General features: G+C 66.8%; 16 protein-coding genes. 7 read left to right on the forward strand and 9 right to left on the reverse strand.

The features are described from left to right. The first annotated feature begins 36 nt into the window (after positions 1 to 36). Together KUV67_11690 and KUV67_11695 are read left to right on the forward strand one after the other, a co-directional pair. On the forward strand, positions 37 to 2,010 hold the full coding sequence (locus KUV67_11690; protein ID MBY6205545.1) for a sulfotransferase: 1,974 nt from the start codon (positions 37 to 39) through the stop codon (positions 2,008 to 2,010). Positions 2,011 to 2,052: 42 nt separating this feature from the next. After that, positions 2,053 to 2,829 (forward strand): AMP nucleosidase, encoded by a 777-nt coding sequence (locus KUV67_11695; protein ID MBY6205546.1) that lies wholly within the window; start codon positions 2,053 to 2,055, stop codon positions 2,827 to 2,829. A 777-nt stretch (positions 2,830 to 3,606) separates the two neighbouring features. On the opposite strand, the gene KUV67_11700 is transcribed toward KUV67_11695, so the two are convergent. The 6 genes from KUV67_11700 to pdhA all read right to left on the reverse strand — a co-directional run bounded on the left by KUV67_11700 (position 3,607) and on the right by pdhA (position 10,814). After that, positions 3,607 to 4,629, reverse strand: coding sequence for an SH3 domain-containing protein (locus tag KUV67_11700; GenBank protein ID MBY6205547.1), 1,023 nt, complete (start codon positions 4,627 to 4,629; stop codon positions 3,607 to 3,609). A gap of 60 nt (positions 4,630 to 4,689) precedes the next feature. Beyond that, entirely contained in the window at positions 4,690 to 5,718 is a 1,029-nt protein-coding gene (locus KUV67_11705; protein MBY6205548.1) for an SH3 domain-containing protein, read from the reverse strand. A gap of 126 nt (positions 5,719 to 5,844) precedes the next feature. Further along, positions 5,845 to 7,200, reverse strand: a complete 1,356-nt coding sequence (locus tag KUV67_11710; protein ID MBY6205549.1) for a UDP-glucose/GDP-mannose dehydrogenase family protein — start codon at positions 7,198 to 7,200, stop codon at positions 5,845 to 5,847. A 226-nt stretch (positions 7,201 to 7,426) separates the two neighbouring features. Then, positions 7,427 to 8,737 (reverse strand): 2-oxo acid dehydrogenase subunit E2, encoded by a 1,311-nt coding sequence (locus KUV67_11715; GenBank protein MBY6205550.1) that lies wholly within the window; start codon positions 8,735 to 8,737, stop codon positions 7,427 to 7,429. Continuing rightward, positions 8,734 to 9,714, reverse strand: a complete 981-nt coding sequence (locus tag KUV67_11720; protein ID MBY6205551.1) for an alpha-ketoacid dehydrogenase subunit beta — start codon at positions 9,712 to 9,714, stop codon at positions 8,734 to 8,736. The genes KUV67_11715 and KUV67_11720 overlap by 4 nt, the downstream gene beginning before the upstream one ends. Further along, positions 9,714 to 10,814: a pyruvate dehydrogenase (acetyl-transferring) E1 component subunit alpha gene (gene pdhA, locus KUV67_11725; GenBank protein MBY6205552.1), complete on the reverse strand. Its 1,101-nt coding sequence runs from the start codon at positions 10,812 to 10,814 to the stop codon at positions 9,714 to 9,716. The genes KUV67_11720 and pdhA overlap by 1 nt, the downstream gene beginning before the upstream one ends. A gap of 159 nt (positions 10,815 to 10,973) precedes the next feature. Here pdhA and KUV67_11730 point away from each other — a divergent pair, with 159 nt between their 5' ends. The 3 genes from KUV67_11730 (at position 10,974) to KUV67_11740 (ending at position 16,708) form a co-directional block, all read left to right on the forward strand. Further along, positions 10,974 to 11,831, forward strand: coding sequence for a tryptophan 2,3-dioxygenase (locus tag KUV67_11730; GenBank protein ID MBY6205553.1), 858 nt, complete (start codon positions 10,974 to 10,976; stop codon positions 11,829 to 11,831). A 117-nt stretch (positions 11,832 to 11,948) separates the two neighbouring features. Then, a complete protein-coding gene (locus tag KUV67_11735) occupies positions 11,949 to 14,831 on the forward strand; it encodes a penicillin acylase family protein (protein ID MBY6205554.1) in 2,883 nt (960 codons plus the stop codon). A 395-nt stretch (positions 14,832 to 15,226) separates the two neighbouring features. Then, positions 15,227 to 16,708 carry a wax ester/triacylglycerol synthase family O-acyltransferase gene (locus KUV67_11740; protein MBY6205555.1) on the forward strand — a complete coding sequence of 494 codons (1,482 nt, stop codon included), beginning with the start codon at positions 15,227 to 15,229 and terminating at the stop codon, positions 16,706 to 16,708. Positions 16,709 to 16,945: 237 nt separating this feature from the next. On the opposite strand, the gene KUV67_11745 is transcribed toward KUV67_11740, so the two are convergent. After that, positions 16,946 to 17,722, reverse strand: coding sequence for a hypothetical protein (locus KUV67_11745; protein MBY6205556.1), 777 nt, complete (start codon positions 17,720 to 17,722; stop codon positions 16,946 to 16,948). Between the two features lie 158 nt (positions 17,723 to 17,880). On the opposite strand from KUV67_11745, the gene KUV67_11750 reads away from it, so the two are divergent. Beyond that, on the forward strand, positions 17,881 to 18,465 hold the full coding sequence (locus tag KUV67_11750) for a phasin family protein (GenBank protein MBY6205557.1): 585 nt from the start codon (positions 17,881 to 17,883) through the stop codon (positions 18,463 to 18,465). A gap of 119 nt (positions 18,466 to 18,584) precedes the next feature. Here KUV67_11750 and KUV67_11755 read toward each other — a convergent pair whose 3' ends face one another. Continuing rightward, positions 18,585 to 19,214: a TetR family transcriptional regulator gene (locus KUV67_11755; protein ID MBY6205558.1), complete on the reverse strand. Its 630-nt coding sequence runs from the start codon at positions 19,212 to 19,214 to the stop codon at positions 18,585 to 18,587. A 36-nt stretch (positions 19,215 to 19,250) separates the two neighbouring features. Next, entirely contained in the window at positions 19,251 to 19,508 is a 258-nt protein-coding gene (locus KUV67_11760) for an acyl-CoA-binding protein (protein MBY6205559.1), read from the reverse strand. Between the two features lie 148 nt (positions 19,509 to 19,656). Here KUV67_11760 and KUV67_11765 point away from each other — a divergent pair, with 148 nt between their 5' ends. Then, positions 19,657 to 21,648 carry an SDR family oxidoreductase gene (locus KUV67_11765; protein ID MBY6205560.1) on the forward strand — a complete coding sequence of 664 codons (1,992 nt, stop codon included), beginning with the start codon at positions 19,657 to 19,659 and terminating at the stop codon, positions 21,646 to 21,648. The last annotated feature ends 40 nt before the right edge of the window (positions 21,649 to 21,688 follow it).

Raw genomic sequence — 21,688 nt, forward strand, 5'->3', positions numbered from 1 at the left:
GATGCTGCCGAGTCCCCGGCTCGCCCGGATTCTTCGTTGAAACAGGCCGAGGCGCTGCTCAAGCAGCAGCGCTTCGGCGACGCCCTCGCGAGCGTCCAGGCCTTTCTGGACACGACCCCGGACCATCCCCGGGGGCTCTTCCTTTCCGCCGTCAGCCTGCGTTATCTCGAGCGCTACGACGAAGCGCTGGCCACCCTGCATCGGCTGGTTCGCGTCGCGCCGGACTACGGGCGCGCGTGGCAGGAGATCGGCCATGTCCACCGGGCGCGCGGAAAGCTCGACCCGGCCTGCGAGGCCTACGGCCGCGCGACCGAGTTGAATCCCGGCCTTCCCGCGGCCTGGCGCTGCCTGGCCGAGCTGCGGCACCGGGCCGGCGACGCGGAAGGCGCGCGCGTGGCGGGCGCCAACTTCAAGCGGCTGACCGAGCTGCCGCCCGAATTGGTCACGGTGACCAGCCAGCTGCACGAAGGCCAGATCTACAAGGCCGAGAAGCTCTGTCGATATTTCCTCCAGAAGCACCCGCACCATCCCGAGGCGATGCGCCTGCTGGCCGCGATCGGCGTCCAGCTGCACATCTACGACGACGCGGAATTCCTGCTCGAGAGCGTCCTCGAACTGGAGCCGGGCTTCGACCTGGCGCGGATGGATTACGTCAAGGTGCTGCACAAGCGGCAGAAGTTCGCCGAGGCCTGGGAGGCCGCGGCGGAGCTGCGCCGCCGGATGCCCGGCAACCTGGCCGCCGAACTGGCCTACGCCAACCAGTGCTCGGCGATCGGCCGCTACGACGAAGCCATGGAGGTGCTCGATCCGCTGGTCGAGATCTCGCCGCAGCCGTGGAACGTCCACATGCTCCGCGGTCACGCGCTGAAGACCATCGGTGAGCACGAGGCGGCGATCGAGGCGTACCGGGAAGCCTGCCGGGGCCGGCCCGCCTTCGGCGACGCGTGGTGGTCGCTGGCCAACATGAAGACCTTCCGCTTCGACGACGCAGAGGTCGAGCGCATGCGCGAGGTGCTCGACGCCGGCGGCCTGGCGCCGATCGACGAGATCCACCTGCGCTTCGCGCTCGGCAAGGCCCTGGAGGATCGCGAGCGGTGGGGAGCGTCCTTCGAGCAGTACGCGCGCGGGAACGCGATCAAGCGCGGTCAGATCGACTACAGCGCCGATCGGATGCGCGAGGACTTCGATCGCCAGATGGAGTTCTTTTCCGCCGAGCGCGCCGAGCAGCTGCTGGAGGGCGGGCACGATGCGCCTGATCCGATCTTCGTGGTCGGCCTGCCGCGCGCCGGTTCCACGCTGGTCGAGCAGATCCTGGCCTCGCATCCGGCGATCGACGGCACCCTGGAGCTGCCGAACGTTCTCGCCCTGGCCCACCGGCTGGACGGTCGCCGTCGCCGGGGCGATGCCCATCGCTACCCGGGCGTGCTGGCCGAGATGCGCCCGGAGGAGCGGGCCGAGCTCGGCCGGAAGTTCATCGAGGAGACGCGGATCCATCGCCAGGGCGCGCCGCTGTTCATCGACAAGATGCCGAACAACTTCCGGCACCTGGGCCTGATCTTTTCCATCCTGCCGAACGCCCGGGTGATCGACGCTCGCCGCTCGCCGATGGGCTGCTGCTTCTCCGGCTTCAAGCAGCTGTTCGCCGAGGGCCAGGAATTTTCCTACAGCCTGGAGGACATCGGGCGCTACTATCGCGACTACGTCGACCTGATGGCGCACTGGAACGGGGTCTATCCGGGTCGCGTTCTCCAGGTCGACTACGAAGCGGTCGTCGACGACCTGGAAGGCCAGGTCCGGCGCATGCTCGACTACCTGGAGCTGCCCTTCAACGAGGCCTGCGTGGAGTTCCACCGAACGCGGCGCTCGGTGCGGACCGCCAGTTCCGAGCAGGTCCGCCAGCCGATCTACCGCGCCGGGGTGGAGCAGTGGAAGCACTTCGAGCCCTGGCTCGATCCGCTGAAGGCCGCGCTGGGACCGGAACTGGCGCCGACCGAGAGCACGACCGAATGACCCTCCCGAATCACGATTTCGCAACCGGAGACTGACGCCGCGATGGAATCCAAGGAACAGATCGTCCAGAACTGGCTGCCTCGCTACACCGGCACCCCGATCGAGGACTTTGGCAAGCACATCCTGCTGACCAACTTCGACAACTACGTCGAGAAGTTCGCCGAGAAGCTCGGCGCCGAGGTCAGGGGGCGCGACAAGGCGATGCGCACTGCCACGGCCGAGGGCCTGACGATCATCAACTTCGGCATGGGCAGCGCCAACGCCGCGACCATCATGGACCTGCTCGGTGCCGTCTCGCCGAAAGCCGTGCTGTTCCTCGGCAAGTGCGGAGGCCTGAAGAAGAAGAACAAGCTCGGCGACCTGATCCTGCCGATCGCCGCGATCCGCGGCGAGGGCACCTCGAACGACTACTTTCCGCCCGAAGTCCCCTCGCTGCCGGCCTTCAAGCTGCAGCGCGCGGTCTCGTCGACGATCCGCGATCACGAGCGCGATTACTGGACCGGCACCGTCTACACCACGAACCGCCGGGTCTGGGAGCACGACCGGAAATTCAAGAAATACCTGCGTCGGACACGCTGCATGGCCATCGACATGGAAACCGCGACGATCTTCGTCACGGGCTTCGCCAACCGCATCCCCACCGGCGCGCTGCTTCTGGTCTCGGACCAGCCGATGGTGCCCGAAGGCGTCAAGACCGACGCCAGCGACCGCGCGATCACCGAGCAGTACGTCGATGCCCAGATCGAGATCGGCATCGACGCGCTGCGCGAGATCCGCGACGAGGGCCAGTCGGTTCGGCATCTGAAGTTCGACGAGTAGGGTGGTTTTCGGGGTACGTGGTTGTCGGTGACGCGGTGCCGACCGAGGCTGTCGGGCTCCGTCCCTCCGTTCGGTAGGCGAATCCCGTGAGGCGATGCGCTATTGGTTCCGCTTTTTGATCGAGAACCAAAACCAACCCCGAACTGCATTTCGCCCCGCGCTTCGCGCTTGCGGGCGACCTTCTTTTGTCAGGCGCGACAAAAGAAGGCAAAAGCGCTCTCGAAAAGCGGGTCGTATCGAGGGGCGAGTTTTCCTGGATGCGCCGTGGCGACGATACTCGCTGGTCGGCCTCGGGAGAGGAAAGGCTGTTGGTCGCAACCTCCTGGATTACCCACGGTGGGCGCCGTGAGGGAAGCGCTCCGGTCGGGCACCGATCTCGAAGCGTTCCGTCCGACGAGCGGATCGGGCTTCGATTCCTCTCCCGGTAGCCAACGACTGGCGCTCGACAGCATCTCGTGTCTCGGCGCACAAAGCGATTTTCTGCGCCACAGCGCGGCCTGACGGGCAACCCCGCGCTCCTCGCACCGCTTGTACAAGCGCCTTTGGGTACTTTTGAGGCGATTGTCAAGAGTACCTCGCCAGCAAGCGGGCGAAGCCCGCGTGGCGAAACGCTTTTTTGATTCGGCGGTACGAGAGGCCAGCCTGGCCTCGGTACGCCAGCCGCGCGGCCGGCGCCACGCCCCCACGATCGAACAGCCACTGACCGAAAAGAAAGAAGCCCGGCACACGGCCGGGCTTCGATCGTCGAGCTGAGCGCGCGTTATCGCGCGCAGGGAATCATTGCACTTCGAGTACGAACTGCTCCGAGACCCAGCCTTCCTGGCCGTCGGCGGTGCGGATGTTCACCCAGCCGCTCGCCCGACCGAGCACGTCGACCATGTCGCCGGAGGCCAGCGAGAACACGACCGGGTTGCTCGTGCCCGGGCCCTGGCGGACGTTCAGCGAGCTGGCGGTGATGACCACCCGCTCCCCGGTCGAAGCAGAAGCGCCGGACGACGACCCGCCGCTGCCGACGACGTTGCCGTACTGGTCGTAGCGCATCATCGCCGGCGGCGTGACGGAGATGACGTAGTTCACGGCCTCGCCGATCACCTGGCGGAGCGCTTTCTCGCGCGGCGTGTTCTTCCAGGAGGAGAGCGAGCCTCCGAGCGCATAACTGCCGGTGTAGCCGGCCAGGGCGCCGCCCATGTTGAAGTCGCGGGCCTCGCCCTCGACGCTGGTCGCGGCCAGCACGCGGCTGGTCCTGGCGTCGACGACGCGAAGATCGATGGCCATGTGGGCCGAGCGCGACCCGCCGGCCAGCGCACCGAGCACCCGGCCGACGTTGCCGCCGCCGATCCGGCCCTGGGTGCCGCCGGAATCGGCCGCGAATTCCGTCACTGCTGCAACGACCAGCAGCTCGGCGCCCTCGATCTCGCCAATCGCTGCCGCCGTGTCGCCGCGGACCCGTCCCGAAGCGCCGAGGTCCTGTTCGCTGAGCACGTCGTCGATCGCTTCGCGCTCGAGGACGATGAAGCGCCCCGAGTTGACCAGCGCGGTGGTCAGCATGTCCGCCATGCCGTCGCCGATCGACGGGCTGTACCAGTTGTAGGAATCGGCGGTCTTGTTCTCGAAGCGCGCAACGGCGATTCGCGCCTTCGGTCCGTTGTAGGCCTCGGCCTGGACGTCGGCCATGTTGGTGCCCGAGCTTTCGCGGACATTGGTGGTCGTGCCGGCGGTCGGGCAGCCGGTGAGCACCAGCGCGGCGAGCGCACCGGCGAGTGTCGTTCGGAGAATGCTGTTGCGAGCGAATGTCTTCATTTCGATTCCCTCCCTGGAACCTCGGTGGTCGATTGAACGGATCGGGTGCTGCGTTCCGGTCTACTGGACGTCCAGCGTTCCGTCGGCGGATACCCAGCCGGTGCGGCCCTGGTCGTCGCGGACCTGGATCCATGCGCCTGCGCGCACGGCGGCCTCGACGATGGCCCCGGAGCTGAGCGTGAACACGACCGGGCTGCTCGGGTTCGGGCCCTGGTGGGCATCGAGCGAGCCGGCGGTTACGACGACCCGGTCGCCGCCGGACGACGCCGAGGCGGAGCCGCCGCTGCTTGTTGGTTGACCGCCGGGCTGCCCGCTGGGCTGGCCGTTGGCGCCGTAGCGCATCATCTGCGGCGGCGTCACGGAAATCACGTAGTCGACGGCGCCTTCGATCACGGCGCGCAGCGCCTTCTCGCGCGGGGTGTTCCTCCAGCCCGAAAGCGAGCCGCCCAGTGCATAGCTGCCGGTGTAGCCGCCCAGCGCACCGCCGAGATTGAAGTCCTTGGCTTCGCCTTCGACGCTGGTGGCGGCCAGCACGCGGCTCGTCGTGGCGTCGACGACGCGAAGGTCGATGGCCATGTGCGCCGAGCGGGAGCCGCCGGCGATCGCGCCGAAGGCACGGCCGATCCGGCTGCCGCCCAGGCTGCCCGAGGTGCCGCCGCTGTTGCCGTCGAACTCGGTCACGGCAGCGACGATCAGCAGTTCGGCGCCTTCGATCTCGCCGATGGCGGCGGCCGTGTCGGAACGCACGCGGCCCGAGGCGCCGAGGTCCTGCTCACCCATCACGTCGTCCAGCGCTTCGCGCTCCAGCACGATGTAGCGACCCGAATTGACCAGTGCGGTGGTCAGCATGTCGGCCATGCCGTCGCCGATCGAGGGGCTCCACCAGTTCTGGGAGTCCGCGGTCTTGTTCTCGAAGCGGGCAACGGCGATCCGTGCTTTCGGTCCGTTGTAGGCGTCGGCCTGGGCGTCGGCGATGCTGCGGTTCGAGCTTTCGCGGACCCGGACCGTGGTGCCCGACTGGGCGAAGGCTTCGGAGACGGTCGCGAACAGGACGAACGCGACGACGAACGAGGTGATCCACTGTTTCATTGGGGCTCCCGGAAGAATCCGAAATCGTTTGAAGGCGATGCGCACCGTTATAGCCGCAAGCGGCAAGACCGTGCAACCTTGGAACGGATTCCGGGCCCCGAACACGCCACCCGAGGCGGCTTGGCCTCAGGCGTCGTCGTGGCCAGCGCTGTCGCCGGCACCGGTGCCGGCAGCGCGCCCGATCGATTCGTGCTCGAAGCCGAGGGCGGCCAGCTCGACCGGGTCGTAGATGTTGCGTCCGTCGAAGATCACGGGCTGGACCAGGGTGGTCCGGATTCGCTCGAAGTCGGGGCTCCAGAACGCCTTCCACTCGGTGACCACGGCCAGCGCATCGGCGCCGTCGAGCGCGTCGTAGGGGTCGTCGAACAGCGCGAGGTCGTCGCGATCGCCGTAGGCCCGGCGGATTTCGTCCATCGCCTTCGGGTCGTGGGCCCGGACCCGGGCACCGGCATCCCACAGCGCTTCGAGCAGGACCCGGGCCGGCGCCTCGCGGATGTCGTCGGTCTCGGGCTTGAACGCCAGGCCCCAGATCGCGAAGGTCCGGCCGGACAGGTCCTCGCCGAAGCGGGCGGTGATCTTCTCGAACAGGCGTTGTTTCTGGGCCTGGTTGACGGCCTCGACCGCGTCGAGGATGCGCGCCGGTCGCCCGTGGTCGTGGGCGGTGCGGGCCAGCGCGCGGATGTCCTTGGGAAAGCACGATCCGCCGAAGCCCACGCCGGGGTAGATGAAGTGGTAGCCGATCCGCGGATCCGAGCCGATGCCGATGCGGACGCGCTCGATGTCGGCGCCGACGTCCTCGGCGAGGTTCGCCAGTTCGTTCATGAACGAGATCTTGGTCGCCAGCATCGCGTTGGCGGCGTACTTGGTCAGCTCGGCCGAGGCGATGTCCATGCTGACGATCTTCTGGTGATTGCGGTTGAACGGCGCGTAGAGCAGGCGAAGCTGGCGTTCCGAGGCGTCATCGGCGACGCCGATGATGATCCGGTCCGGATTCATGAAGTCCTTGACCGCCGCGCCTTCCTTCAGGAATTCCGGGTTCGACGCGACGCGGGGCTCGAAGCTGCCGTCGCCGGCCTCGCGAAGGGCTTCGCGGACCTTGTTCGCGGTACCGACCGGTACCGTCGACTTGGTGACGACCAGCTGGGCATCGCTCAGGCTGCGCCCGATGCCGCGGGCGACGGCCAGCACGGCGCGGAGATCGGCCGAGCCGTCCTCGTCCGAAGGCGTGCCGACGGCGATGAACACGATCTCGCCGTGGCGGGTCGCGTGGTCGGCATCGGTGGTGAAGGCCAGGCGCCCGGCGGCGTGATTGCGCTCGACCAGCGCCTCGAGGCCGGGCTCGTAGATCGGAATCTCGCCGCGCTCCAGCCGCGCGACCTTGTCCGCGTCGATATCCATGCAGACCACGTGGTTGCCGACCTCGGCCAGGCAGGCCCCGGTCACCAGCCCCACGTATCCCGTCCCGAAAATACTGACGCGCATCAGAAGATCTCGTTCACGAAAGCGACAAACCTAGCGCAGAAGGATGACGGAAATACTGCATCGCTGTCGCCTCCACCTTAGCGACGGGTCTTTGCGGCGAAATCGGAATTGAGGCGTAGCGGGCGGGCCTCTGGCGGTGGGCGTCGGAGCGGAGGAACCGGAATGCACTGCTGTGCATGAGGATTCCGAGCACCGCCGAACGCCGCCAGAGGCCGGCGCAGTAGCCTCAATCCGATTTCTGGAGGTCCGCGATCATGGCTTTCAGGAACCGCGCCGCTTCGCCCCCCGTGCACACCCGGTGATCGAAGGTCAGCGACAGCGGCAGCATGCGGTGTGCTTCCATGCCGCCCATCACCGGCACCACCTCGTGCCGGAGCACGCCGGCCGCGACGATCGCGACGCACGGCGGGTTGATGATCGGGGTCGCGTAGCGGCCCGCGAACACGCCGAAGTTCGACAGCATGATCGTGTAGTCCTTCAGGTCCTCCGGCGGGATCGACCGGTTCTTCGCATTGTCGCGCAGGCGGTTGATCTCCGAGCGCAGGCCCTTGTGGTCGGACGAGTGCACGTCCCGCAGGCGCGCGACGAACAGGCCGTCGGCAGTGTCGACGGCCATGCCGACGTGCATGCCCTTGTGGATCATGCGCATGTTCTGCTCGTCGTCGTACCACGCATTCAGGCCCGGCTCGGCCTGGGCGCCGGCCCACAGGGAGCGCAGCAGGCGGACCGTGATGTCCTCGCCCGGCCGCCAGGCGTGGATGTCGGCGTCGTCCATGATCGTGGTGGCCACGACCCGGGCGTGCGATTCGCTCATCGCACGGGCCATGGTCCGGCGGGTGCCGCGGATCGGTTCCCAGTCGCCGCTCGCTTCGGCCGGTGCAGGGGCCGGAGCCGGTGCAGGGGCGGGCGCCGGCGCCGGGCTCGGGGCCGGCGTGTCCTCACGATCGGCCTTGCGCTTCGGGCCGCCTTCGGCGACCTTGCGGACGTCGGCCGAGGTCACGACCCCGTCGGGGCCGGTCGGTTCGACATCGCCGAGATCCACCTTGAGCTTGCGGGCGAGAGCCCGGACCGCCGGCGTCACCTTGACCCCGCCGACCGTGGAGTGGCTCTGCCGGACCACTTCGTCCGAGGTCGTCACGTTGCCGACCACGGTGCCGGTGTCGGCGCGTTCTTCGGACTCGCCCTGGCCGGCATCGTCCGCGGCCGGTTCGGTCGCCTTTTCGTTGGCCTTCTCGCTCGCATCGTCGGAGCGCGCGTCGGCCTTTTCGTCTTCCGCCGGCTTCCCGGCGTCCGATCCGCCTTCGCCCGTATCGAACTCGACCAGCGGGGCGCCGGTCTTGATCACGTCGCCGGCCTGGCCGTGGAACTTGGTCACCGTACCGGTATAGGGGGAAGGCACTTCGACCACGGCCTTGGCGGTTTCCATGGAGACGATCGGGTCGTCGACCTTGACCTGGTCACCTTCGGCGACCAGCCACTCGACGATCTCGGCATCCGGCAGGCCTTCGCCGAGGTCGGGGAGGTTGAATGTCTTCATGAGTACTCCAGCGTTTCCTTGGCCGCGTGCACGATGCGTTCCGCGCTCGGCATGTAGTTCATTTCACTGCGGTAGAGCGGCATGATGGTGTCGTAGCCGGTCACCCGCTTGATCGGGGACTTGAGGTGGAAGATGCCGCTGTCGGCGAGGCCGGCGGCGATCTCGGCGCCGACGCCGCAATGCTTCGGCGCCTCGTGGACGATCACGCAGCGGCCGGTCTTCTCGACCGACTCGAGGATCGTTTCCATGTCGATCGGCGCGACCGTCGCGACGTCGATCACCTCGGCGCTGACGCCTTCCTTCTCCAGCGCCACCGCGGCTTCCATCGTTTCCTTGACCATCGCGCCCCAGGTCACCAGGGTCACGTCGGTGCCGTCGCGGAGCACGAAGCAGACATCGAGCGGCAATTCCTCGCCGTCGTCGACGACCTCCTCGCGCTGCCAGCGGTAGATGCGCTTCGGCTCGAGGAACACCACCGGATCGGGGTCACGGATCGCGGCCAGGAGCAGGCCGTAGGCGCGGCTCGGCGATGACGGGATCACGGTCCGCACGCCCGGGAAGTGGGCCCAGGTCGCTTCGTTGCTGTCGGAATGGTGCTCGGGTGCGTGGATGCCGCCGCCCCAGGGGGCACGGAACACGGCCGGGCAGCTCATCCGGCCCCGGGTGCGGTGCCGCAGCCGAGCGGCGTGGTTGACCACGTGGTCGACCATCGGGTACATGAAGCCCTCGAACTGGGCCTCGACCACCGGCTTCATGCCCTGGGCGGCCATGCCCACGGCCATGCCGGCGATCATCACTTCGGCCAGCGGCGTGTCGATGACGCGCTCGTCGCCGAACTTCTGCTGCAGGCCCGCGGTGGCGCGGAACACACCGCCGTTGACGCCGACGTCCTCGCCGAACACGACCACGGTCGGGTCCTGCTCCATTTCGTGCGCCAGGGCCAGCGTCACGGCTTCGACTAGAGTGATCTCGGCCATCAGTGGCTCCCTCCCTTGGCCGGGAAGCGTCGCGCGATCTCGCGCTGCTCTTCGAGGTGATGCGGCAGGTTCTTGAACATGTAGTCGAACATCGCGTCGATCGGTTGCGGGTCGTTGTTCACGCGGTCCAGGTACTCGTCGACCGCGCCCTGGACGCGTTCGGCGCACTCGGCCAGCAGCTCTTCTTCCTTGACCTGGTCCCAGGCGCCCTGGTCGACCAGGTACTTGCGCAGCCGCAGCAGTGGTTCGTTCTTCCAGGCCGAGTCGACCTCGTCCTGCTCGCGGTAGCGGCGTGCGTCGTCGGCCGTGGTGTGATCGGACAGGCGGTAGGTGACCATCTCGATCACCGAGGCGCCTCGGCCCTCGCGGGCCGCAGCAATGGCCTTGTCCATGGCCCAGCGCGATGCGATCAGGTCGTTGCCGTCGACCTGGATCGACGGGAGCCCACCGGCGATTCCCTTCTGGGCCAGCGTGCGCGCCGTGTTCTGCTTGCCGCGCGGTACCGAGATCGCCCACTGGTTGTTGACGATGACGAGGACCAGCGGCAGTTTCCAAGCGCTGGCGGCGTTGATCGCCTCGAGGAAATCGCCCTTCGAGGACCCGCCGTCGCCGACCACGGTCACCGCGACGCGCGGCTGGCCGTGCAGCTTGTAGGCCATGGCCGCGCCGGCCGCGTGCAGGCACTGGGTCGCGATCGGCACGCACCAGGGGAAGTCGTGCTTCGGGCCGGAGAAGTCGTTGCCGCGTTCGTCGCCGCCCCAGTACATCAGCACGTCCGACATCTTGACGCCGCGGTAGAACTGCGCGGCGTACTCGCGGTACATCGGCGCGAAGCAATCCTCGTCGCGCATGGCGGAGCCGATCGCGACGTGGGCGGCCTCGTGGCCGAGGCAGGAGGCGTAGGTGCCGAGCTTGCCCGTGCGCTGCAGCGCCACGGCCTTCTTGTCGAACACGCGGGTGAGCGTCATGAGTCGGTACAGGCCGACCAGCTGCTTGACGTCGCGCGCCAGCGCCGGGACCTGGACGCCGTCGACCAGCCGTCCCTCGGCGTCGAGGAACTGGAAATAGTCGACCTTGAACGAGGCGATGGTTGCCGCCATGAGAAACCTCATTAGTCTACGGATCAGGGTTTCACGACCGGCGCCCGATGAACATCTTGGCGTGTCCTGGGGGCGGGCCGAAGCCAGCCCCGCATTATACCCGTGCCCGACGGGGGGCGGTACACTGACCGGCAGACTCGAACCCGGACCGGATTCCGCATGGCGCACGACGAATCGAGGCCCAATCGGCGCGACCTGGAGGACGGGATCCACACGGATCTCGGCGACCGGCTCGACTACCACAGCTACCTGGGACTGGACCGGGTGCTCGACGCCCAGTTCCCGCTCAGCGAGCCGCAGCATCACGACGAGATGCTGTTCATCATCCAGCACCAGACCGCCGAGCTCTGGTTCAAGCTGATCATCCACGAACTCAAGGCCGCGATCCGCAATCTCGAAGAGGACGACGCTTCGCCGTGCCTGAAGATCCTGGCCCGGGTCAAGCTGATCCAGCAGCAGCTGTTCGACCAGTGGGGCGTGCTCGAGACCCTCACGCCCAGTGAATACATCCAGTTCCGCGGCGTGTTCGGCAGCTCCTCGGGTTTCCAGTCGTTCCAGTACCGCTCGGTCGAATTCCTGCTCGGCAACAAGAACGCGGACCTGATCCGGGTCTTCGATCACAAGCCCGATGTCCGGGACGAGCTGAAACGGATTCTCGAATCCCCGTCGCTCTACGACGCCTTCATCGGCTACCTGGCGCGGCGCGGGCTCGACGTGCCCGCCGAGTTGGTCGATCGCGACTGGTCGGAGCCGCACGAGTTCTCCTCCGACCTGGCCGACGTGCTGGTCGGCATCTACCGCCACCCGAATCGCTGGTGGTCCGAATACGCCCTCTGCGAGCGCCTGATCGACGTCGAGGAATCATTCCAGCTCTGGCGCTACCGGCACCTCAAGACCGTCGAGCGGGTGATCGGCTACAAGACCGGCACCGGGGGATCGAGCGGCGTGGACTTCCTCGAGCGCGCGCTGAAGCTGCGGTTCTTCCCCGAACTCATCGAAGTCCGGACCCGCCTGTAGCGGCGGTTCGGTCACGCCTCGATCGCCGAGGTGTGAGCTGCTTCACGGCTGTGCAATAATCGAAGGCTGCCGGGCGTCCGGTGCCCGGGGACAACCATAAAAGAACGGGGTAGATCCATGAACAAGATCCAGACGCTGCTCGGCCGTGCGTTCGCACCGGCCTGGGTGACCACCGCGGCCCTGGCCGTATCCTTGTCGATGCCGCTGTCGGCGGCCGCCCAGACCGTCGAGGTCCCCGGGCTGGGCGACGATGTCACCGTGTACACCGATGCCGACGGGATTCCGACGATCGTCGGACAAACCGAGGCCGACGTGACCTTCGTGCAGGGCTACCTGCATGCCCGCGACCGTTTCTTCCAGATGGATTTCCTGCGCCGCGCGGCGTCCGGCACCCTGGCCGAGCTGCTCGGCCAGGGCGCGCTGGGCAACGACATCCAGCTGCGCACGCTCGGCCTGCGCCGCGCCGCGCTGGCCACCTGGGCCGGCCTTGACCCCGAAGAAAAGGGCTGGGTCCGCGCCTACGCCGACGGCGTGAACCAGTGGCTGGCCAGCAACCCGCTGCCGCCCGAGTACGGCCCGCTCGAGCTCACGGCCGCGGAGCCCTGGTCGCCGCTGGATTCGCTGGCGATCGGCAAGCTGCTGGCCTTCCAGCTGTCCTTCGACAGCGACGACGCCGACCTCACGGTACAGCTCCTGACCTACCAGGGCGTCGGCGACTTCGTCGGCTTCGACGGCACCGCGCTGTTCTTCGAGGACATCGTGCGGACCGCGCCCGAGGACGATCGCGTCTCGATCCCGACCTGGTTCGCCGATGCCGGCATCATCCCGGTGCCGGGCGGTTCCACGGCCGGCAAGAACACCTCGCCGATGATCTTCCGCGCAGCGCCGGGAGCCGACGCGCTGCGCGACGCCCTGAAGCAGCACGTCGATGCGCTGCAGCAGCTTCCGGTGATCGGCCCGTCGATCGCCCGGGCCGAGGAACCGGCCGGGTCCAACTGGTTCGTGGTGTCCGGTGACGTGACCGAAAGCGGCTTCCCGATCCTGGCCAACGATCCGCACCTGGGCCTGGACATGCCGTCGACCTTCACCAAGGAGAACCTGGTCATCCTCGACGAGGACGTGGCGGTCAGCGGGGTGGCCTTCGCCGGCACGCCGCTGGTCATCCAGGGCTGCAACACCCACATCTGCTGGGGCTCGACGGTCAATTCCAACGACGTGACCGACTACTACCAGGAAGAATTCCTGGTCAACAACTTCGGCCTGCCGACGCACACGATCCACAACGGCGAGCCCGAGCCGGTCCGCTACGTGTTCCAGTCCTACTTCGTCAACGGGGTCGGCGACGGCGAGAACGACAACATCTCCCGGGCAAACGTCGGCTACGACGCCGGCGGCATCTCGTTCCTGGTCCCGCGCCGCAACAACGGGCCGATCGTCGCCCAGCCGACGGCGACCACCGGTGTTTCGGTCCAGTACACGGGGTGGGGCCCGACCTTCGAGCTGTCGACGTTCCGGAAATGGGCGCGGGCGACCGACCTCGAGGAATTCCGCGACGGCCTGAGCGACTTCACGATCGGCGGCCAGAACTTCGCCTACGCCGACGTCGAGGGCAACATCGCCTATTTCACCACCGGCACCGTGCCGCTGCGGGCCGACCTGCAGAGCAACACGGTCGACGGCGGCGTGCCGCCGTTCCTGCTTCGCGACGGTACCGGCGCGCTGAATCACGAGTGGCTGCCGGTCGACGGCGCCCCGGTCACGCGCGGCATCGATTTCGCCGCGCTGCCGATGGACGAGATGCCGCAGATCGTGAATCCGGAATCCGGCTACATCGCCAACGCCAACAACGACCCGGTCGGCAACACGCTGGACAACAATCCCCTGAACCAGCTGCGCCCTGGCGCCAACGGCATCTACTACCTCGGCGCCGCGTACCCCGGACTGCGCCAGGGCCGGATCGACCGCGTCCTTCAGTCGCTGATCGCTTCCGGTGACCCGATCACGGTCGACGACATCAAGGCGCTGCAGGCCAACAACCAGATGCTCGACGCCGAGATCGTGGTGCCCTACATCGTCCAGGCCTTCGACAATGCCACCGCCGAGGGTGCGTGGCCCGGGCTGGCCCAGTTCGCGCTGAGCCCGGCGATCCAGGAAGCGGTCGGTCGGCTGGCGGCGTGGGACTTCTCGACGCCGACCGGGATCCAGCAGGGCTTCGACCCGGGCGACGACCCGATGAACCTGCCGGAGCCCGACGCGGCCGAGATCGACAACAGCGTCGCCGCAACGATCTACTCGACCTTCCGCGGTCAGGCGATCGCCAACACCATCGACGGCACCCTGAGCGCGATCGGCCTGCAGGAAGTGCTGCCGAGCAGCCGGGTGGCCAACCGGGCATTCATGAACCTGCTGCAGAGCTTCGAGACCAACATGGGCATCGGCGCGTCCGGTATTCCGTTCTTCAATGTGCCGGAGGCCCCCGACATGGCCACGGCGCGCGATGTCGTGCTGCTGGCCAGCCTGAACGATGCGCTGGAGCTGCTGGCCAGCGACGAGTTCGCGCCGGCTTTCGGCAACTCCACCGACCAGGACGACTACCGGTGGGGCCTGCTGCACCGCATCGTGTTCGACCACCCGCTGGGCGCCGATCCGTTCAACGTGCCGAACGGCGGTGGGCTGACCCAGGTCGGACCGGGCCTGCCGGGCGTGGCGCGCTCCGGCGGCTTCGACGTGGTCGATGCATCGGGCCACAGCGCTCGCGCCGACGGCGTCAACGACTTCATGTTCGGGTCGGGGCCGGCGCGCCGGGTGGTCGCCGAAGTCACCGATTCCGGTCCGGTGGTCGACGAGATCATTCCCGGCGGCCGCAGCGGGATCCTGCTGAGCCCCTTCTACACCAACCAGCTGATGCGCTGGCTGGTCAACGACTACCTGCCGCTGGACATCGGCGAGGCCGATGCTGCCGGCAACGCCGTGCAGGTCGAGACCTTCACCACGCCGTAACGTCCACGCAAGCAGGACCCCGGAACGTGCCCGCCCCGAGCGGGCACGTTTCGTTTCGGGCGTGAGGGGCAGGGCAGATCGGAGAAGAGTTTAAGGCGGGTTGTCCACAGATGAACAGGGATGAACACGGATTGAAAAGAAAAAAGCTTCGATGCGGGCCCGAAGGCATCTGCGAGAGCACCCAGCGACTCGAGGACGGAGCAGAGGGCCACCGGCGCTGCATGCCAATCCCGTGCTTCTTGAAGTTCATCTGTGTTTATCTGTGTTCATCTGTGGACAGCCTGGTTCTGACCTTCTTCCATCGCCATTCGGTCACCGAGCCTGTCGGCGCAGTTGACCCCTTGCGGGGTGCGTGAAAGAATCCTCGCAAGCCTCGTCACCCGGATTCCCTCCCCGTGAGCCCTCCGACCCGTCATCCGATCGCCAAGGTCGATACCGCGTGGCTGCGCATGGAGCAGCCGACCAACCTGATGATGATCACTGGCGTGATCGTGTTCCGGGACGCGGTCGACTACGAATCGCTGAAGGAAGTCGTGGCCTCGCGTTTCCTTGCCTTTCCCCGGTTCCGGCACAAGGCCGTGCAGACCGCGCGCGGTGCGTTCTGGGAAGAGGACGAGGATTTCGAGCTGACCTCGCACATCCGGCGCATCGCGCTGCCGGGCGACGCGGGCCGGGCCGAGCTGGAGGAATTCGTCTCCGAGCTTGCCTCGACGCCGCTGGACCAGTACCGGCCGCTGTGGCAGTTCCACTACGTCGAGAACTACGTCGAAGGGCCGGCCCTGATCACCCGGATCCACCACTGCTATGCCGACGGCATCGCGCTGGTCCAGGTCATGCTGTCCCTGACCGACAGCGATCGGGGGGATTCGCTGGAGCTCGTCCATCCCGAGCAGTGGCAGCGCCATCGGGCACGCGAGTCGAACGTGTTCAAGCGCCTGCTCGAGCCGGCCCGGGAGGGGATCGACGCGGTGCAGCACCTCGGCTACAAGCTGGTCGAGGAAGCCTCTTCCCTGATCCGCGATCCGTCGCAGGCGGCCGATTACGCCGACGCCGGTTCGGAGATCCTGTCCGAACTGGCCACGCTGCTGCTGCTCAACGACGATCCGCCGTCGCGCTTCAAGGGCAAGCTGGGCGTGCGCAAGAAGGTGGCGTGGACCCAGCCGCTGCCGCTCGGCGAGGTCAAGGCCCTGAGCCACGCCCTGGGCTGCACCGTCAACGACGTGCTGATCGGCATCATGACCGGCGCGCTGCACCAGTACCTGCTCGACTACGGCGACGACCCCTGCGAGCTCGAGATTCGCGCGACCATCCCGGTCAACCTGCGGCCCCTGGAACACGCCAAGGACCTCGGCAATCATTTCGGTACCGTGTTCCTCGACCTGCCGATCTGGGAGGCCAATCCGCTGGCCCGGGTCTATCGCGTTGCCGAGAACATGCACCGCCTGAAGAAGTCCAAGCAGGCTACGGTCTCGCTCGGTCTCCTCGCCACCGTCGGCATGGCCCCGCTGGTGGTCCAGAAGGCCGCGCTGGAGCTGTTCGCTCGCAAGGCAACGACCGTGCTGACCAACGTTCCGGGTCCCCGGCAGTCGCTGTACCTGGCCGGGGCCGAGATCGACCAGATGATGTTCTGGGTGCCGCAGAGCGAGTCGATCGGCATGGGCATCAGCATCCTGAGCTACAACGACAAGGTCTACTGCGGCGTGATCAGTGACAACAAGCGCGTGCCCGATCCCCAGCGGATCGTCGAGCGCTTCGGACACGAATTCGAGAACCTGCTGGCCCTGGTCATGATGCTCGGCCCGGACGCCGATCGCAGCCCGCAGGAAGTGGAGAACCAGTACCAGGCGTGGCTGGACGAGATCGGGGCCGAAGATTAGCCGGGGTCAGGAACCTGCAGATGCAAAGGCGGTTGAAACCGCAGATGAACGCAGATGAACGCGGACAAGACTCCCCTGGCATGGTGGTGCGGGGCAGGTCAGGCGGGTCAGGTCTCTCCGGTTTCGCCCAGTCACTTCTTTTTTATTCGAACCTTCTTTGCGACCTTGCAGTGTTCCTTGCGGTCTTCGCGTCCATCATCTAAGGACCGGGCCCCGAACGTTCGGTAGTGCCTCGAGTCAGGTCAGGGAGTCGGACGCAAAGCGGACGTCCAGGGCCTGCATGGCATCGATCGGTTTCATCGCCGCGGCTTTCGCGTAGGCGTCGTTCGATTCGTCGACCTTCTTGTCCCCGTAGAGCAGGTACAGGCCGTTTCCGTACTCGATCCAGGCGATCGGGGCGTCGGTCAGGCGGATGGATTCCTCGAAGTGCTCGATGGCCTTGTCGGCGCTGGCGCCGTAGGTCATCGAGCCCACCAGCTTGCCGACCTTGGCGATGATTTCGGCATGGTAGAGGCCCATGGCCGTATGCGCCTCGGCGTGATCGGGGGCCAGGTCCAGGGCGCGGTCCAGCGAGGTCCGGATCTTTCCGCCGAGGCCCTGGCTCAGCGCCTTGGCGACCGAAATGCACTGGCTGTAGCGCCCCAGGTGGTAGGCGTGGAAATAGTGGGCGTTCGGCTGCTCGGGTTCCGCCTTGATGGCGGCTTCGGCGCGAACGATGCCTGCCTGGTAGATCGCCTGCCTGACGTCGTCGTCTTCTTCGAGATAATCGGCGTAGATGCCGGAGGCCTTGTTGGCCAGCACGTGACCGTCACCGCCCACCGCAAGTGCGGCGTCGACGGCGCCGGCGAAATCGCCCGCATGGAACGCGCGCCAGCCGTCCTGCAGGTCGGGATCGTCCGGCCAGGGCTGACGATCGCCGGCGTGCAGGCGGCTCCACGCCTTCTTCAGCGCGGCGTCCTCGTAGGCGAAGTCCGCCGTGTCGAGGTCGATTTCGGCCCAGTTCCCGGTATCCATGTCGTCTCCTTGCGGTTCGATGGGTCGCTGCGGTTTCCGACGCCCATTCTGCCTGCTGAGCCGGTCGTTCGCCATTCTAGTGTGACCGCTCTAGAAACCGCTGCTAGATTGTGTGTCAACTGACTCATTCGCTCTCCAGAACCAACGAGGTAATCGACATGGCGAAGAAGACTGCAAAGAAGAAGGTGTCCAAGAAGAAGGTCGCTCGCAAGACGGCCGCTCGCAAGCCCAGCTCGTCCATCGGCCGGGCGCAGGACAACGCGCATGAAATCTGGCTGGCTGGCCTGGGCGCTTTCGCCATGGCCCAGGATGAAGGCGTCAACCTGGTCCGCAAGGGCGGCAAGCTGGTCAACGAACAGACCGGAAAGGTCATCAGCGAGAGCTCCAAGCTGTTCGAGCGCCTGGTCTCCGAAGGCCGCAAGCTCGAAGGCAAGGGCCGCAAGATGGCCGAAGACGCCGTCGGCGGCGTGAAGAGCGACGTCGAAGGCCGGGTCGGCAAGGCCCGTGAGCAGGCACGCACCAACTGGGACAAGCTCGAGAAGGTGTTCGAGGAGCGCGTTGCCCGCGCCCTGTCCAAGCTCGGCGTGCCGACCAGCGACGAAATCCAGGAGCTCAGCAAGCGCGTGCAGGAACTGAACACCCGCGTGCGCGAGCTGGCGAAGGCCGAAGGCGCGCCGAAGGCGGCCAAGAAGAAGGTGGCCAAGAAGACTTCCCAGAAGGCGTCGGGCTCCGACGCCTCCTGATCCCCAGGTCTACCCCGAAGCAGCCGGAGCCGGCTCGAATCGCGCTCCACCACATGCTGCTTTTTTACCCGGGCTTCGGCCCGGGTTTTTTTTGTCCGGATTCCTGTCCTGTTCGCCGGTCAACTGCGTCGGTAGGCGCGGCCCAGCTGCTCGAACGCGACTCGCGCATCGCCCTCGAGGTAGGGGCTGACCAGGCTCATGACCTGCCATGCGGCGCGGTCGGGGCGGGCCTCGGCTTCGGGTTCGAGCACCGTGTCGAACGCGATCCAGTAGCTGGCGACCAGGATCATGGTGCGCACCAGCGTTTCGCGCGCGTCGTCGTCGATGGCCATCTCGCCGCTGCGGCCCAGCGCTTCGAGCATCAGGTCGGCGGTGCGCATCGCCAGCCGCAGGATGCCGCGCATGCGGCGGTGGAGGCCGTCGTAGCGGTGGCAGAGGTCGGTCAGGTCGCGATAGATGAAGCGATACTCCGCGATCGTCTCGAACACCAGGTGCAGGAACAGCCAGGCGTCGTCGATCTCGATGCGGTCGGGTGCGTCGTCCGAGAGCAGGGCGAGCATGCGCTGCTCGAAGCGCTCGAACAGCGCATCGACCAGCGATTGCTTGGTCCGGAAGTGGTAGTGCAGGTTGCCGGGGCTGATGTCCAGCGTGTCGGCGATCGCGTTGGTGGTCGTCGCGGCCTCGCCGTCGTGGTTGAACAGGTCGAGCGCGGTTTCGAGAATCCGCTCGCGCGTGTTCGGGCGGGTCACGGCCCGGGAGGTCCTGACAACGGTGCGCCTGCCGCGTCAGCCGGTCAAGGAATCGACCAGGGCGATGTAGCGCTTCTTGGCCTCGTCCTGCTCGGTCCCCCGGAGCTTCTCCCAGGCCTCGTACTTCGCGACGCCGACGAAATCGAAGAAGCCCGGCTTTTCGCCGCTGACGTCGCCTTCGGCGCCCTGCTTGTACAGCGCGTAGAGCTTCAGCAGCGTGTCGTTGTCCGGCCGCTCGTCCAGTTGCTTGACGCGCACGGCCGCCGCTTCGAATTCCTCGTTCAGATCGCTCACATCGGGTCCCTTCGGTTGCGTCGCGTTTGCCTGTCCTTCTAGCACGCACCCGCTTCGCGGTCAACGGCGGGGCTCGAGCGCTGGTGTTCGGCCCGGCCTTGCGGCTATCCTAGACCGCTGAGGGAACACCACCGCACAGGAGAGTTTCATGGGCTATTTCGTCACCGGGGGGACCGGGTTCATCGGGCGCAACCTGATCGATCAGTTGCTGAAGCGTCGGGGCACCGTCCACGTCCTGGTCCGGCGCGGTTCGAAGAAGAAATTCAATGCCCTGGTGGCCGAGCGCTGGGCCGACGACGCCAAGCGCGTCGTGGCCGTCAGCGGGGACCTCACCAAGCCCGCGCTCGGCGTGTCGAAGGCCGACCGCGAAAAGCTCTCCGGAAAGATCAGGCACGTGTTCCACCTCGCCGCCGTCTACGACCTCTCGGCCAGCGCGGAGTCGCAGGAAGCCGTGAACATCGACGGCACCCGGCACGCGATGCAGTTCGCCTCGGAGGTCGGCGCGAAGTGCTTCCATCACACCTCGTCGATCGCGGCAGCCGGGCTCTACCAGGGGCTGTTCCGGGAGGACATGTTCGAGGAGGCCGGCAACCTGGACCATCCGTACTTCCGCACCAAGCACGAGTCCGAGGGCCTGGTCCGCAAGGAATGCCCGATCCCGTGGCGGATCTATCGACCGGGCATGGTCGTCGGGCATTCGAAAACCGGCGAGATCGACAAGATCGACGGTCCGTACTATTTCTTCAAGCTGATCCAGAAACTGCGCAGGATGCTGCCGCCCTGGGTGCCGACGCTGGGCCTGGAAGGCGGGCGGGTGAACCTGGTGCCGGTGGATTACGTCGCCCGGGCCATGGACCACATCGCGCACAAGCCGAAGCTGGACAACACCTGTTTCCACCTGACCGACCCGAACCCGAAGCGGATCGGAGAGGTGATGAACCTGTTCGCCGAGGCCGCGCACGCGCCCTTGATGTCGATGCGCATCGACGCGCGCCTGTTCAGCTTCATCCCCCAGCCGATCAAGCAGGGCCTGGGCATGCTGCCGCCGGTCCGGCGCATCATCAACCAGGTGCTCGGCGACCTCGGCATTCCCCGCGACGTGCTGAATTTCTTCAATTACCCGACCAGCTTCGACACCCGGGAAACAGAGCGTGCGCTGAAGGGGTCGGGCATCGAGGTACCGCGGCTCGAGGACTACGCCTGGGTGCTGTGGGACTACTGGGAGCGTCACCTCGACCCGGACCTGTTCATCGACCGGTCCCTGAGCGGCCACGTCCGCGACAAGGTCGTGCTGGTGACCGGCGCCTCGTCCGGAATCGGCAAGGCGACGGCGCTGATGATGGGCGAGGCGGGCGCGCACGTGCTCCTGATCGCGCGCAAGGAAAGCGAACTGCTCGAGGTCAAGGCCCTGATCGAGAAGGCCGGCGGCAAGGCCACCCACTACACCTGCGACCTGGCCGACCTGGAGGCCGCCGACAAGCTGTGCGCCAGGATCACCAAGGCGCACGGCGGCGTCGACGTGCTGGTCAACAACGCGGGCCGCTCGATCCGCCGCTCGATCAACCTGTCCTACGACCGGTTCCACGACTTCGAACGCTGCATGCAGCTGAACTACTTCGGTGCGCTGAAAATGATCCTCGGCCTGTTGCCGAAGATGGAGGAGCGGCGCCGGGGTCACATCATCAACATCTCGTCGATCGGCGTCCTGACCAACGCACCGCGCTTTTCCGCCTATGTCGCGTCCAAGGCCGCACTGGACGCGTTCTCGCGCTGCGCTGCCTCCGAGTTCAACGACACCGGCGTGGCGTTCACGACGATCAACATGCCGTTGGTGCGAACCCCGATGATCGCGCCGACCAAGATCTATGACTCGGTCCCGACGATCACGCCCGAGGATGCGGCCGACATGGTCAAGCAGGCGGTGATCTACCGGCCCCAGCGCATCGCGACCCGGCTCGGGATCTTCGGGCAGGTGCTGCACGGCATCGCGCCGAAGATCTCGGAGATCGTCATGAACTCGGCCTACCGCATGTTCCCGGACTCGGCCGCCGCACGCGGCGAGCGGCCGGGCAAGGACGAGCGCAGCGTCACGCAGGAGCAGATGGCGTTCGCCCACCTGATGCGCGGCATCCACTGGTAAGGCAGCTCTCGCCGCGGGGGGAGCGGCGGGATTCGTCGGG

Origin of the sequence: Halomonas denitrificans, assembly GCA_019800895.1 — a bacterium.
Lineage (GTDB): Bacteria > Pseudomonadota > Gammaproteobacteria > Xanthomonadales > Wenzhouxiangellaceae.